Consider the following 14225-nt stretch of genomic DNA (forward strand, 5'->3'; position numbering starts at 1 on the left):
ATGACAGAGAAAACACACCATTCGCATTCTGCTGCCCCGGCGGTGGGCAACGACGAAATCGATATTGGCCGTTTGCTCGGCACAATCATTGAAGCTCGCTGGTGGGTGCTGGGCATCACCTCGGTCTTCGCACTGATTGCTGTTGTCTACTGCCTGTTCGCCACCCCCATTTACAGCGCTGACGCGCTGGTGCAAATCGAACAGAACACCGGAAGTTCGCTGGTACAGGATCTGAACAGTGCGCTGTCGAATAAGCCACCGGCGTCGGACGCGGAAATCCAGCTTATCCAGTCACGCCTGGTACTGGGTAAAACCGTTGACGATCTCGATCTGGATATCTCCGTGGTCAAAAACACCTTCCCGCTGTTTGGCGCAGGGTGGGATCGCCTGATGGGACGGCAGAACGAGACGGTGAAAGTCACCACGTTCACGCTGCCAAAAGGCATGAACGATCAGACTTTCACATTAAAAGTACTCAGCCCGAAACAGTATCTGCTAAGCAGCGACGGTGGTTTTGAAGCGCGCGGCGAAGTGGGGCAGCAACTCAGCAAGCAAGGCGTCACCATGATGGTGAGCGCCATTCAGGCCTCGAATGACAGCGAGTTCACCGTGACCAAGTTTTCTACGCTTGGCATGATTAACAACCTGCAAAACAACCTGACGGTAACCGAAAACGGCAAAGACACCGGCGTGCTGAGCCTCACTTATACCGGTGAAGACCGTGATCAGATCCGCGCTATTCTGGACAGCATCACGCGCAACTACCTTGAGCAAAACATTGAGCGTAAATCCGAAGAAGCGGCCAAAAGTCTGGTCTTCCTCGATAAGCAACTGCCGGAAGTGCGCAAAAACCTCGATGAGGCCGAGGAAAAACTGAACACCTACCGTCAGCGCAAAGACTCCGTCGACTTGCCGCTGGAAGCGAAATCGGTGCTCGATTCGATGGTCAACATCGACGCGCAGTTGAACGAACTGACTTTCCGCGAAGCCGAAATCTCCAAGCTCTATACCAAAGCGCACCCGGCGTACCGCACCCTGCTGGAAAAACGTAAAGCGCTGGAAGATGAGAAAGCGAAGCTGAACGATCGCATCACCGCGATGCCGGAAACGCAGCAGGAGATTGTGCGGCTGACGCGCGATGTCGAATCAGGCCAGCAGGTTTATATGCAGTTGCTGAACAAACAGCAGGAGCTGCGTATCACCCAGGCGAGCACCGTTGGCGATGTGCGTATCGTCGACCCGGCCATTGCACAACCGGGCGTACTGAAGCCGAAGAAAGCGCTGATCATTCTTGGCAGCATTATCCTGGGCCTGATTGTTTCGGTGGTCGGTGTGCTGCTGCGCTCGCTGTTTAACCGCGGCATCGAAAGCCCGCAAGTGCTCGAAGAACAGGGCATCAGCGTTTACGCCAGCATTCCGCTGTCGGAATGGCAAAAAGCGCGCGATAGCGTCAAAACCATCAAAGGGGTTAAACGCTATAAGCAGAGCCAACTGCTGGCGGTGGGGAATCCGACGGATCTGGCCATCGAAGCGGTGCGCAGCCTGCGTACCAGCCTGCACTTCGCCATGATGCAGGCTAATAACAACGTGTTGATGATGACCGGGGTCAGCCCGTCAATCGGTAAAACCTTTGTCTGCGCCAACCTAGCCGCGGTGATTAGCCAGACCAATAAACGCGTGCTGCTGATCGACTGTGACATGCGTAAAGGCTACACCCACGAACTGCTGGGCACTGACAATGTGAATGGCCTGTCCGAAGTGCTGGCCGGGAAGGGCGCTATCGAAAATTGCGCGAAGCCGACCTCTATCAGCAACTTCGACCTTGTTCCGCGCGGTCAGGTGCCGCCAAACCCATCTGAACTGCTGATGAGCGAACGCTTCAGTCAGCTGGTGAAATGGGCCAGCAGCCACTATGACCTGGTGCTGATCGATACCCCGCCGATCCTGGCGGTAACGGATGCGGCAGTCGTGGGTCGCCATGCAGGAACCACGCTGATGGTGGCGCGCTACGCGGTGAATACGCTCAAAGAGATCCAGACCAGCCTGAGCCGCTTCGAGCAAAACGGTATTCAGGTGAAAGGGGTGATCCTGAACTCGATTTTCCGCCGCGCGACCGGCTACCAGGATTACGGCTACTACGAGTACGAATACAAGTCCGATTCAAAATAACCAGACCTTACCTCTATCCCTCAACGCGCTGCGCCTTTTCCCTGACGGGAAAAGGCGGCAGTAAGGGCGAAAGCGGCATGTTGAACGCATTAGGGAACGCATCATGAGTACAACAGCAAACCCATTAATTTCAATTTATATGCCAACCTGGAACCGGCAACAGCTGGCGATCCGCGCGATTAAATCGGTGCTGCGCCAGGATTACCCGCACTGGGAAATGATCATTGTTGATGACTGCTCAGCAAGCTTCGAGCAGTTGCAACAGTTTGTTGATGAGCTGGGCGACCCGCGTGTCAGTTACACGCGCAACGCCTTTAACTCCGGAGCCTGCGCGGTGCGCAACCAGGCGATTTTGCAGGCGAAAGGCCAGTACATTACCGGTATTGACGATGACGATGAATGGACGCCAAACCGCCTGTCCGTTTTTCTGGCGCACAAACATCTGCTTAATACCCGCGCCTTTTTGTACGCCAACGATTATGTCTGTCAGGGCGAAGTCTATTCGCAACCGGCGAGCTTGCCGCTGTACCCGAAATCGCCGTTCTCGCGCAAGCTGTTCTACAAGCGCAACATCGTTGGCAATCAGGTTTTCACCTGGGGCTGGCGTTTTAAAGAGAGCTTGTTTGATACCCAACTGAAGGCGGCCCAGGATTACGACATTTTCCTGCGAATGGTCGAGGAGTACGGCGAGCCGTGGAAAATCGAAGAAGCCACGCAGATCCTGCACATTAACCACGGTGAAATGCAGATCACTTCTTCACCGAAGAAGTTTTCCGGCTACTTCCACTTTTATCGTAAGCACAAAGACAAATTCGATCGCGCCAGCAAGAAATATCAGCTGTTTACCCTCTACCAAATTCGCAATAAGCGGATGAACTGGCGCACCTTGTTGACGCTATTTTCTCTGCGTAACGGTAAGCGTCTGGCTGATGGGCTGCGGGGGAAATAATGCGTCTGGAAGATTTTCGCGCTAATCACTGGAATTTGCGCCCGTGCTGCATGGTTGCGGCGTACCGCATTGCCCATTTTTGCTCCGTGTGGCGCAAAAAGCATGTCATCAACAATCTCTGGGCCGCGCCCGTCATTTTGTTGTACCGCTTTGTCACGGAATGCCTGTTTGGCTATGAAATTCAGGCCGCCGCGACGATTGGTCGCCGCTTTACCATCCATCATGGCTATGCGGTGGTGATCAATAAAAATACCGTCGCCGGGGATGATTTCACCATTCGTCATGGTGTCACTATCGGCAACCGCGGGACCGATAGCATGGCCTGCCCGGTGATTGGCAACAATGTTGAACTGGGTGCCAACGTGGTGATGATTGGCGATATCACCATTGGTAACAACGTCACCATTGGCGCGGGAAGCGTGGTGCTCGACAGCGTGCCGGACAACGCGCTGGTGGTCGGCGAGAAAGCGCGCGTGAAGGTGATTAAATGAATATTTTGCAATTTAACGTGCGCCTTGCAGAAGGCGGTGCCGCAGGGGTTGCGCTCGATTTACATCAGCGCGCGCTGCAACAGGGCATTTCATCACGTTTTATTTACGGCTATGGCAAAGGCGGCAAAAAAAGCGTCAGCCACGACAACTATCCGCAGGTCTATAAACAGACGCCACGTCTGACTTCCATCGCTAATCTGGCGCTGTTTCGCCTGTTTAACCGCGATGTTTTCGGCAACCTGAATAATCTCTATCGCACCGTGACCCGCACGGATGGCCCGGTGGTATTGCATTTCCATGTGATGCACAGCTACTGGCTGAACTTGCATGAACTGGTGACGTTTTGCCAGAAGGTGAAAGCGCACAAACCGGATGTCACTTTTGTCTGGACGCTGCATGACCACTGGAGCGTGACCGGGCGCTGTGCCTTTACCGATGGCTGTGAAGGCTGGAAAGAGAATTGCCGCAAATGCCCGACGCTGTCGAACTACCCGCCGGTGAAGGTTGACCGCGCGCATAAGCTGGTCGACAGCAAGCGTCAGTTATTTAACGACATGCTGGCGCTCGGTTGTCAGTTTATCTCTCCCAGCCAGCACGTGGCGGACGCCTTTAATAGCCTGTATGGCGCCGGGCGCTGCAGCATTATCAATAACGGCATTGATGTGGCGACAGAAGCGATTCTGGCCGAGCTGGCTCCGGTGAAAGTGACGCAAGGTAAACCGAAGATTGCGGTGGTGGCGCACGATCTACGCTATGACGGGAAAACCAACCAACAACTGGTACGCGACATCATGGCGATGGATGACCGTGTGGAGCTGCATACCTTCGGTAAGTTTTCCCCGTTTGAGGGCAGCAATGTCATCAACCACGGTTTTCTGACCGATAAGCGCAAATTGATGAGTGAACTCAACGAGATGGATGCGCTGGTTTTTAGCTCTCGCGTGGATAACTATCCGCTGATTCTGTGCGAAGCGTTATCTATCGGTGTGCCGGTGATTGCCACCCACAGCGATGCGGCACGCGAAGTGTTGCAGAAGTCGGGCGGGAAAACGTTCAGCGAGCAGGAGGTGTTGCCGCTGGTGCAGTGCCATAAAGCCGACATTGCCCAGGCGGTATTTGGCGAAAGCCTCGACGCGTTCCGCGCGCGCAGCCGCCAGGCGTACAGTGGCCAACAGATGCTGGAGGAGTATGTCTCATTCTATCAAGGTCTGTAGCTACCTCCTGCTGCCGCTCATTTACCTGCTGGTTAACGTCAAACTCCTCCAGTTAGGAGAGAGTTTTCCGATCACTATCGTGACGTTTTTGCCAGTGCTGCTGTTGCTCTATGTTGAGCGCATCAGTGTAAAAAAACTGATGATAGCGCTGGGGGCCGGGGCAGGGCTGACGCTGTTTAACTTCATTTTTGGTAAGTCGCTGGACGCCAGTAAATATGTCACCTCGACGATGCTGTTCGTTTATATCGTGATCATCATCGGCATGGTGTGGAGCATCCGCTTCAAAACCATTTCACCGCATAATTACCGTAAGATCTTGAGATTTTTCTATGCGGTAGTGGCATTCGTGGTGCTGCTGGCGGCGATGGAAATGGCGCAGATTATCCTCACTGGCGGCAGCAGTTTAATGGAGACGATTTCGAAATATCTCATCTATAGCAACAGTTACGTGCTGAATTTTATCAAGTTCGGCGGTAAACGTACTACGGCGTTATATTTCGAACCGGCATTCTTCGCTCTGGCGTTAATCTCAATTTGGCTCAGCATCAAACAGTTTGGTATCAAAACGCCGAAGACCGATGCTATGATTTTGGCAGGGATAGTTCTTTCGGGATCGTTCTCAGGGGTAATGACATTTATCCTGTTTTATCTGCTGGAATGGGCTTTCCAGTATCTGAACAAAGAGGCGATCCGTAAAAAGTTACCATTGGCAATTATTTCACTGGCAGTCTTTATTGTTGGCGTTGTATTTGCTTTTCCATATATCGCAGAACGAATCGGCGATTTAGGTACGGAAGGCTCTTCCTCGTATTATCGTATTATCGGTCCGCTGGTGATGGTGGGATATTCACTGACCAATATTGATGGTGTAGTAAGATTTGGCTCACTTTACGAATATGTCGCATCATTCGGAATCTTTAACGGTGCGGACGTCGGGAAAACAATAGACAATGGGTTGTATCTGCTGATCATTTATTTTTCATGGTTTGCGGTATTACTGACCGGATGGTATCTGTTTAAAGTTGGGAAAATGACGATAAATGCCTTTGGCAACAATCAGAATTTTCGCGTTCAACTTTATCTGTTCACTCCGATATCGTTGTTTTTTACGGGGTCTATCTTTAGCCCGGAATATGCGTTTTTAATTGTTTGTCCGTTTATTCTGCGCAAAGCGTTGAATATCGCGGCTACATAAAGAGGTGGGTCAAATGCTGCTAAGTGTTATTACTGTCGCGTTTCGTAATTATGAAGGTGTGATGAAAACCTGGCAGTCGCTGGCTCACCTGGCGAAAGCGCAAAATATTGAATTCGAATGGATTGTGGTTGACGGCGGTTCTCAGGATGGTACTGAGGAATTTCTGAAAAACCTCAACGGTCAGTACAATTTACGCTATATCAGCGAACGCGATAAAGGCATCTATGATGCTATGAATAAAGGGATCGATATGGCCGCAGGACGCTTTGCGCTGTTTCTTAATTCCGGCGATATTTTCCATGAAGAAATTGTGGATGTTGTTCGTCAGCTGAATGATGAGCAAGAAAACGCAATGTATATTGGCGATGCGCTGCTGGATTTCGGTGATGGCACAAAAATACGTCGTGGCGCAAAACATGGCTGGTATATTTACCACAGCTTACCGGCCAGCCATCAGGCTATATTTTTCCCGGTAAATGGTCTGAAAACTTACCCCTACGATCTGCAATATAAAGTCTCTTCCGATTACGCATTAGCCGCCAGAATGTTTAAAGCGGGTTTCCCGTTTAAGCGTTTGAAAGGCCTTGTGTCTGAATTTTCGATGGGCGGCGTATCAACGTCTAATAACCTTGAATTATGTCAGGATGCTCGCAATGTGCAGCGTAAAATATTACGCATGCCGGGCTTCTGGGCACAGTTGTCTTATATGTTGCGTTTACGGACGACCGGCAAAACGAAAGCCTTATATAACAAAGCATAACGCTCAGATATAAGGAAAAATGATGCAGGATTTAAAAGGATTCTCCGTGCCGAAAGGTTTTCGGGGCGGCAACGCTATTAAGGTTCAACTGTGGTGGGCGGTTCAGGCGACATTATTTGCCTGGTCCCCGCAGGTGCTGTATCGCTGGCGCGCATTCCTGTTGCGCTTATTTGGCGCAAAGGTTGGAAAAGGCGTGGTTATTCGTCCATCGGTAAAAATTACTTATCCGTGGAAATTAACATTAGGCGATTACAGCTGGGTAGGAGATGACGCAGTGTTATACACGCTGGGTGATATTTCTATCGGTGCGAATTCAGTGGTTTCTCAGAAATGTTATTTGTGCACCGGCAGTCACGATTATATGAGCGCGCATTTTGATATTAACGCGACGCCAATCGTGATTGGTGAGAAGTGCTGGCTGGCGACAGATGTGTTTGTCGCGCCGGGCGTCTCCATCGGCGACGGGACGGTAGTCGGTGCGCGCAGCAGTGTTTTTAAATCGCTTCCGGCAAATGTGATTTGCCGTGGCAATCCCGCAGTGGTGACGCGCGAACGCGTTGAAGTTGAAAAGGTAACTCCCTGAACTGGGACTATTGAGGAAAATAAATTATGTCTAAAGTCGCTCTCATCACCGGCGTAACCGGGCAAGATGGCTCTTATCTGGCTGAACTGCTTCTGGAGAAGGGTTACGAAGTTCACGGCATTAAACGCCGCGCTTCCTCATTCAATACCGAGCGTGTGGATCACATCTATCAGGATCCGCACACCAGCAACCCGAAATTCCATCTGCACTACGGTGACCTGACCGATACCTCCAACCTGACGCGTATCCTGCAGGAAGTGCAGCCGGATGAAGTCTACAACCTGGGTGCGATGAGCCACGTGGCTGTGTCGTTCGAATCCCCGGAATATACCGCCGACGTTGATGCCATGGGTACGCTGCGTCTGCTGGAAGCCATTCGCTTCCTGGGTCTGGAGAAGAAAACCCGTTTCTACCAGGCGTCCACTTCTGAGCTGTACGGCCTGGTGCAGGAAATCCCGCAGAAAGAGACCACGCCGTTCTATCCGCGCTCTCCATACGCGGTTGCCAAACTGTACGCGTACTGGATCACCGTGAACTACCGTGAATCCTACGGTATGTACGCCTGCAACGGCATTCTGTTCAACCACGAGTCTCCGCGCCGCGGCGAAACCTTCGTGACCCGCAAAATTACCCGCGCTATCGCCAACATCGCTCAGGGTCTGGAATCCTGCCTGTACCTCGGCAACATGGACTCCCTGCGTGACTGGGGCCATGCCAAAGATTACGTGAAAATGCAGTGGATGATGCTGCAACAGGAAAAACCGGAAGACTTCGTTATCGCTACCGGCGTGCAGTACTCCGTGCGTCAGTTCGTCGAAATGGCGGCGGCACAGCTGGGTATCAAACTGCGCTTTGAAGGCACCGGCGTGGAAGAGAAAGGCATTGTTGTTTCCGTGACCGGCCATGACGCACCGGGCGTGAAACCGGGCGATGTGATTGTCGCCGTTGACCCGCGTTACTTCCGTCCTGCTGAAGTGGAAACCCTGCTGGGCGACCCGAGCAAAGCGCACGAAAAACTGGGCTGGAAACCGGAAATCACCCTGCAGGAGATGGTCTCTGAAATGGTGGCAAAAGATCTGGAAGCAGCGAAAAAACACTCACTGCTTAAGGCCCACGGTTACGAGGTTGCCATCGCGCTGGAGTCCTGAGCATGACCAAACAACGTGTTTTTGTGGCTGGCCATCGCGGGATGGTGGGGTCAGCCATCGTACGGCAGCTCGAACAGCGGGCGGATATCGAACTGGTGCTGCGTTCCCGCGAGGAGCTGAACCTGTTAGATAGCGCGGCTGTGAATGCGTTTTTCGCCAGTGAGCGTATCGACCAGGTTTACCTGGCGGCCGCGAAAGTGGGCGGTATTGTGGCGAACAATACCTACCCGGCGGACTTCATCTACGAAAATATGATGATTGAGAGCAACATCATTCACGCCGCGCACCAGAACGACGTGAACAAACTGTTGTTCCTCGGTTCGTCCTGCATCTACCCGAAACTGGCTCACCAGCCGATTGCGGAAAGTGAGCTGTTGCAGGGGACGCTGGAGCCGACCAACGAGCCGTACGCGATTGCCAAAATCGCCGGTATTAAGTTGTGCGAATCCTACAACCGTCAGTATGACCGTGATTACCGCTCGGTGATGCCGACCAACCTGTACGGGCCGCACGACAACTTCCACCCGAGCAACTCGCACGTTATTCCTGCGCTGCTGCGCCGTTTCCACGAAGCGACGCAGGAAAATGCGCCGGATGTGGTGGTGTGGGGCAGCGGCACGCCGATGCGTGAATTCCTGCATGTGGATGATATGGCCGCGGCCAGCATTCATGTTCAGGAGCTGGCGCGTGAAGTGTGGCAGGAGAATACCGAACCGATGCTGTCGCATATCAACGTCGGCACCGGCGTGGACTGCACCATTCGTGAACTGGCGCAAACCGTGGCAAGCGTGGTCGGTTACAAAGGTCGCGTGGTGTTTGACGCCACCAAACCGGACGGCACGCCGCGCAAACTGCTGGATGTTACCCGCCTGCATCAGCTTGGCTGGTATCACGAGATCTCACTGGAAGCGGGGCTTGCCAGCACCTACCAGTGGTTCCTTGAAAACCAGCACCGGTTCCGGGGGTAAGTATGTTTTTGAGTCAGGAAGATTTTGCCACGGTGGTGCGTTCAACCCCGCTGATTTCCATCGATTTGATCGTGGAGAACTCACGCGGCGAGTTTTTACTCGGCAAGCGCACTAACCGTCCGGCCCAGGGATACTGGTTTGTGCCGGGCGGACGCGTGCAAAAGGACGAGCCGCTGGCGGCCGCTTTCGAGCGACTGACTCAGGCGGAACTGGGACTGCGCCTGCCGATGTCGGCAGGCGAGTTTTACGGCGTCTGGCAGCACTTCTATGACGACAACTTTTCCGGCCCGGATTTCACCACGCATTACATTGTGCTGGGCTTCCGCCTGCGTGTGGATGAGGACACCCTCGCGCTGCCGACGGAGCAGCACAATGATTACCGCTGGGGAACGCCGGAGTCGCTGATTGCCGACCCGCTGGTGCATGACAACAGCCGCGCCTATTTCCTCGACGCGCAGGGAGTACCGGGCTTATGAAAATCCTGGTCTATGGCATCAACTATTCGCCGGAGCTGACCGGGATCGGTAAATACACCGGCGAAATGGTGGAATGGATGGCCCGTCAGGGCCATGACGTGCGCGTCATTACCGCACCGCCGTACTACCCGGAGTGGAAAGTGGGCGCGCATTACAGCGCCTGGCGCTGGCGCAAAGAGCAGGGCATTGCCACCGTGTGGCGCTGCCCGCTGTATGTGCCCGCGCAGCCATCGACCTTAAAACGGCTGCTGCATCTGGGCAGCTTTGCCCTGAGCAGCTTCTTCCCGTTGATGGCGCAGCGTCGCTGGAAGCCGGATCGCATTATCGGCATCGTGCCGACCCTGTTTTGTACGCCGGGCATGCGCCTGCTGGCAAAACTGAGCGGTGCGAAAACCGTGCTGCACATTCAGGATTATGAAGTCGATGCCATGCTGGGTTTAGGCATGGCGGGCAAAGGTAAAAACGGTCGCGTGGCGAAGCTGGCGACCGCCTTTGAGCGTAGCAACCTGCATAACGTTGACAACGTGTCGACTATCTCCCGTTCGATGATGAACAAAGCGCGGGAAAAAGGTGTGGCTGCGGACAACATTATTTTCTTCCCGAACTGGTCCGAAGTGGCGCGTTTTCGCGATATCGACGACGGAGCCGTCGCGCAACTGCGCCGCACACTCGGCCTGCCGGATGACAAAAAAATCATTCTTTACTCCGGCAATATCGGTGAGAAGCAGGGGCTGGAAAACGTCATTGAAGCGGCGGCCAAACTGCACCATCAGCCGTGGCTGTTTGTGATTGTCGGCCAGGGCGGTGGCAAGGCGAGGCTGGAAAAAATGGTCAGCGAGCGCGGGCTTCACAACGTGAAATTCTTCCCGTTGCAGCCGTACGACACGTTGCCTGCCTTATTAAAAATGGGTGATTGCCATCTGGTGATCCAAAAACGCGGCGCGGCTGACGCGGTGCTGCCGTCCAAATTGACCAACATTCTGGCGGTCGGCGGCAATGCCGTCATTACCGCCGAAGAGAGTACCGAACTTGGCCAGCTGTGCCTGACCCAGCCTGGCATTGCGGTCTGCGTTGAACCGGAATCGGTGGACGCGCTGACCTGGGGCATTGAACGCGCACTGGCGATGCCCAAAAACAACACGGTGGCACGTGAATATGCCGAACGCACGCTCGAAAAAGAGAACGTGTTAAGCCAGTTTATTGCAGATATCAGCCCGGAGAATTCCACTCAGCCCGCACCAGCCCGCGAAAGCGTGCATGACGGCGAACTGAACTTCGATGGCAATGGGGATAAATCATGAGTCAAACACAACTCTATCCGGTCGTGATGGCCGGCGGCTCTGGCAGTCGTTTGTGGCCGCTGTCCCGTGTGCTTTACCCTAAACAGTTTCTCTGCCTGAAAGGCGAACTCACCATGTTGCAAACCACCATCTGCCGCCTGAACGGCGTGGAGTGCGAAAGCCCGGTGGTGATTTGTAACGAACAGCACCGCTTTATCGTCGCGGAGCAACTGCGTCAGCTGCACAAGTTGACCGAAAACATCATCCTCGAACCGGCAGGTCGCAACACGGCTCCGGCTATCGCGCTGGCAGCGCTGGCGGTAAAACGCCACAACCCGGATAGCGATCCGCTGATGCTGGTGCTGGCCGCTGACCATGTGATCCAGGATGAAGAGGCGTTTCGCACATCGGTACGCAATGCGATCCCTTACGCCGAAGCGGGCAAACTGGTGACCTTTGGTATCGTGCCGGATCTGCCGGAAACCGGGTATGGCTACATCCGTCGTGGCGCGGTTTCTGCCGGTGAAGTCGATGCGGTGGCGTTTGAAGTGGCGCAGTTTGTTGAAAAACCCAACCTCGAAACGGCGCAGGGTTATGTGGCAAGCGGCGAGTATTACTGGAACAGCGGCATGTTCCTGTTCCGTGCCGGTCGCTACCTCGAAGAGCTGAAAAAATACCGCCCGGATATTCTCGAAGCCTGCGAAAAAGCGATGGACGCCACAGACCCGGATATGGACTTTATCCGCGTCGATGAGGCGTCTTTCCTCGCCTGCCCGGAAGAGTCGATTGACTACGCGGTTATGGAACGCACCGCCGATGCGGTTGTGGTGCCAATGGATGCGGGCTGGAGCGATGTTGGTTCCTGGTCGTCGCTGTGGGAAATCAGCCAGCACACGCCGGAGGGAAACGTCCATCACGGCGACGTCATCACCCATAAAACCGAAAACAGCTACGTTTACGCCGAATCGGGGCTGGTGACGACCGTCGGAGTGAAAGATCTGGTGGTGGTGCAGACCAAAGATGCGGTGCTGATTGCCGACCGTAACGCCGTGCAGGATGTGAAAAAAGTGGTCGAGAAAATCAAAGCCGACGGGCGCCACGAACACCATATCCACCGCGAAGTCTACCGTCCGTGGGGTAAATATGACTCCATCGATTCCGGCGATCGCTACCAGGTAAAACGCATTACCGTGAAGCCGGGCGAAGGACTTTCCGTACAGATGCATCACCACCGCGCTGAACACTGGGTGGTGGTTGCCGGTACGGCAAAAGTGACGATTGACGGTGAGGTGAAACTGCTGGGCGAAAACGAATCTATCTATATTCCGCTCGGCGCGCGCCACTGTCTGGAAAACCCCGGGAAAATTCCGCTCGATCTGATCGAGGTGCGCTCCGGTTCGTACCTTGAAGAGGATGACATTGTGCGGTTTGCCGATCGTTACGGCCGTATTTAATTCCCGTGCCGGATAACGCGAACGTTATCCGGTTTATAAATTTAAATTAATCAACAAGATATGGCCATTTTACGGTCACGGCTGACTGTTGCCTGAAGAAGAGGTAATGATGGAAAAATTAACCTGTTTTAAAGCTTACGATATTCGCGGCAAGCTGGGCGAAGAACTGAATGAAGATATTGCATGGCGTATTGGCCGCGCCTATGGGGAATACCTGAAGCCGCAGACCATCGTGCTGGGCGGCGATGTGCGCCAGACCAGCGAAGCGCTGAAACTGGCGCTGGCGAAAGGGTTGCAGGACGCCGGTGTGAATGTGCTGGATATTGGTCTTTCCGGCACCGAAGAGATCTATTTTGCCACTTTCCATCTGGGCGTTGACGGCGGTATCGAAGTGACCGCCAGCCACAACCCGATGGATTATAACGGCATGAAACTGGTGCGTAAGGGCGCGCGTCCGATCAGCGGCGATACCGGCCTGCGCGATGTCCAGCGCCTGGCGGAAGCCAATGACTTCCCGCCGGTGAACCCGGCAAAACGCGGCAGCTACGAGCAAATTAATCTGCGCGACGCCTATATCGATCACCTGATGGGCTATATCGACACCAACAATCTCAAGCCGCTGAAACTGGTGATTAACTCCGGTAACGGCGCGGCAGGTCCGGTGGTGGACGCCATTGAAGCCCGCTTTAAGGCACTGAATGTGCCGGTGACTTTCGTCAAAGTGCATAACGAACCGGACGGCACCTTCCCGCACGGTATTCCTAACCCGCTGCTGCCGGAGTGCCGCGACGATACCCGCAATGCGGTGATTGAGCATAACGCCGATATGGGCATTGCTTTCGATGGCGATTTTGACCGTTGCTTCCTGTTCGACGGGGAAGGGCAGTTTATCGAGGGCTACTACATTGTTGGCCTGCTGGCCGAAGCGTTCCTCGAAAAACATCCTGGCGCGAAAATTATTCATGACCCGCGCTTGTCGTGGAACACGGTCGATGTGGTTGGCCGCGCGGGCGGTACGCCGGTGATGTCGAAGACCGGCCATGCCTTTATCAAAGAGCGGATGCGCGAAGAAGACGCCATTTACGGTGGCGAAATGAGCGCGCACCACTACTTCCGTGACTTTGCCTACTGCGACAGCGGCATGATCCCGTGGCTGCTGGTCACCGAGCTGCTGTGCCTGAAAGGCAAGACGCTGGCGCAACTGGTGCGCGACCGCATGGTGGCGTTCCCGGCGAGCGGCGAGATCAACAGCAAGCTGGCGGACCCGGTGACGGCGATCAACCGCGTTGAACAACACTTCACGCCGGGTGCGCTGGAGATCGACCGTACGGACGGCATCAGCATCGCATTTGCCGACTGGCGCTTTAACTTGCGCTCTTCCAACACAGAACCCGTTGTACGTCTGAACGTTGAATCGCGGCACGACGAGGAACTGATGAAAGCGCGAACGCAGGAAATTCTGGCACTGTTAAATCAATAACGATAAGGCGTTCCTCTCCCCGATGCCGGGGAGGGTGAACATTACAGGCAGGTACAAC

The 14225-nt window shown here is 54.2% G+C and carries 13 protein-coding genes; all 13 read left to right on the top strand.

Annotated elements, in window-relative coordinates; genetic code table 11:
• Entirely contained in the window at positions 1–2169 is a 2169-nt protein-coding gene (gene wzc / locus AAIG26_RS09235) for a tyrosine-protein kinase Wzc (protein WP_045510702.1), read from the top strand.
• Positions 2170–2272: 103 nt separating this feature from the next.
• The gene (gene wcaA / locus AAIG26_RS09240; protein WP_044489411.1) at positions 2273–3118 is read left to right on the top strand and encodes a colanic acid biosynthesis glycosyltransferase WcaA; all 846 of its coding nucleotides are present in this window, start codon (positions 2273–2275) and stop codon (positions 3116–3118) included.
• A complete protein-coding gene (wcaB, locus tag AAIG26_RS09245; protein ID WP_249881353.1) occupies positions 3118–3609 on the top strand; it encodes a colanic acid biosynthesis acetyltransferase WcaB in 492 nt (163 codons plus the stop codon). The genes wcaA and wcaB overlap by 1 nt, the downstream gene beginning before the upstream one ends.
• Complete coding sequence (wcaC, locus tag AAIG26_RS09250) at positions 3606–4823, top strand: colanic acid biosynthesis glycosyltransferase WcaC (protein ID WP_020454310.1); 1218 nt, start codon at positions 3606–3608, stop codon at positions 4821–4823. Before wcaB ends, wcaC begins: the two co-directional genes overlap by 4 nt.
• Positions 4798–6018, top strand: a complete 1221-nt coding sequence (gene wcaD / locus AAIG26_RS09255) for a colanic acid polymerase WcaD (protein WP_020454309.1) — start codon at positions 4798–4800, stop codon at positions 6016–6018. The genes wcaC and wcaD overlap by 26 nt, the downstream gene beginning before the upstream one ends.
• A gap of 13 nt (positions 6019–6031) precedes the next feature.
• The gene (wcaE, locus tag AAIG26_RS09260) at positions 6032–6778 is read left to right on the top strand and encodes a colanic acid biosynthesis glycosyltransferase WcaE (protein ID WP_020454308.1); all 747 of its coding nucleotides are present in this window, start codon (positions 6032–6034) and stop codon (positions 6776–6778) included.
• 22 nt (positions 6779–6800) lie between these two features.
• Positions 6801–7361 carry a colanic acid biosynthesis acetyltransferase WcaF gene (gene wcaF, locus AAIG26_RS09265; RefSeq protein ID WP_343180643.1) on the top strand — a complete coding sequence of 187 codons (561 nt, stop codon included), beginning with the start codon at positions 6801–6803 and terminating at the stop codon, positions 7359–7361.
• Positions 7362–7387: 26 nt separating this feature from the next.
• Positions 7388–8509 carry a GDP-mannose 4,6-dehydratase gene (gene gmd / locus AAIG26_RS09270; RefSeq protein ID WP_017458486.1) on the top strand — a complete coding sequence of 374 codons (1122 nt, stop codon included), beginning with the start codon at positions 7388–7390 and terminating at the stop codon, positions 8507–8509.
• Between the two features lie 2 nt (positions 8510–8511).
• Positions 8512–9477, top strand: coding sequence for a GDP-L-fucose synthase (locus tag AAIG26_RS09275; protein ID WP_045510692.1), 966 nt, complete (start codon positions 8512–8514; stop codon positions 9475–9477).
• Positions 9478–9479: 2 nt separating this feature from the next.
• Entirely contained in the window at positions 9480–9953 is a 474-nt protein-coding gene (locus tag AAIG26_RS09280) for a GDP-mannose mannosyl hydrolase (RefSeq protein WP_020454306.1), read from the top strand.
• Positions 9950–11254: a colanic acid biosynthesis fucosyltransferase WcaI gene (gene wcaI / locus AAIG26_RS09285; RefSeq protein ID WP_343180551.1), complete on the top strand. Its 1305-nt coding sequence runs from the start codon at positions 9950–9952 to the stop codon at positions 11252–11254. Before AAIG26_RS09280 ends, wcaI begins: the two co-directional genes overlap by 4 nt.
• Entirely contained in the window at positions 11251–12687 is a 1437-nt protein-coding gene (gene cpsB, locus AAIG26_RS09290) for a mannose-1-phosphate guanyltransferase (protein WP_020454304.1), read from the top strand. The genes wcaI and cpsB overlap by 4 nt, the downstream gene beginning before the upstream one ends.
• Before the next feature lie 109 nt (positions 12688–12796).
• A complete protein-coding gene (cpsG, locus tag AAIG26_RS09295) occupies positions 12797–14167 on the top strand; it encodes a colanic acid biosynthesis phosphomannomutase CpsG (protein ID WP_044489686.1) in 1371 nt (456 codons plus the stop codon).
• Positions 14168–14225 lie beyond the last annotated feature (58 nt).

This window comes from Kosakonia sp. PSU_27 (assembly GCF_039409795.1).
Lineage (GTDB): Bacteria > Pseudomonadota > Gammaproteobacteria > Enterobacterales > Enterobacteriaceae > Kosakonia.

Bases quoted from the DNA above. Each gene is read 5' to 3' on its own strand.
- wzc (WP_045510702.1), top strand. From the start codon at position 1: ATGACAGAGAAAACACACCATTCGCATTCTGCTGCCCCGGCGGTGGGC.
- wcaA (WP_044489411.1), top strand. From the start codon at position 2,273: ATGAGTACAACAGCAAACCCATTAATTTCAATTTATATGCCAACCTGG.
- wcaB (WP_249881353.1), top strand. From the start codon at position 3,118: ATGCGTCTGGAAGATTTTCGCGCTAATCACTGGAATTTGCGCCCGTGC.
- wcaC (WP_020454310.1), top strand. From the start codon at position 3,606: ATGAATATTTTGCAATTTAACGTGCGCCTTGCAGAAGGCGGTGCCGCA.
- wcaD (WP_020454309.1), top strand. From the start codon at position 4,798: ATGTCTCATTCTATCAAGGTCTGTAGCTACCTCCTGCTGCCGCTCATT.
- wcaE (WP_020454308.1), top strand. From the start codon at position 6,032: ATGCTGCTAAGTGTTATTACTGTCGCGTTTCGTAATTATGAAGGTGTG.
- wcaF (WP_343180643.1), top strand. From the start codon at position 6,801: ATGCAGGATTTAAAAGGATTCTCCGTGCCGAAAGGTTTTCGGGGCGGC.
- gmd (WP_017458486.1), top strand. From the start codon at position 7,388: ATGTCTAAAGTCGCTCTCATCACCGGCGTAACCGGGCAAGATGGCTCT.
- AAIG26_RS09275 (WP_045510692.1), top strand. From the start codon at position 8,512: ATGACCAAACAACGTGTTTTTGTGGCTGGCCATCGCGGGATGGTGGGG.
- AAIG26_RS09280 (WP_020454306.1), top strand. From the start codon at position 9,480: ATGTTTTTGAGTCAGGAAGATTTTGCCACGGTGGTGCGTTCAACCCCG.
- wcaI (WP_343180551.1), top strand. From the start codon at position 9,950: ATGAAAATCCTGGTCTATGGCATCAACTATTCGCCGGAGCTGACCGGG.
- cpsB (WP_020454304.1), top strand. From the start codon at position 11,251: ATGAGTCAAACACAACTCTATCCGGTCGTGATGGCCGGCGGCTCTGGC.
- cpsG (WP_044489686.1), top strand. From the start codon at position 12,797: ATGGAAAAATTAACCTGTTTTAAAGCTTACGATATTCGCGGCAAGCTG.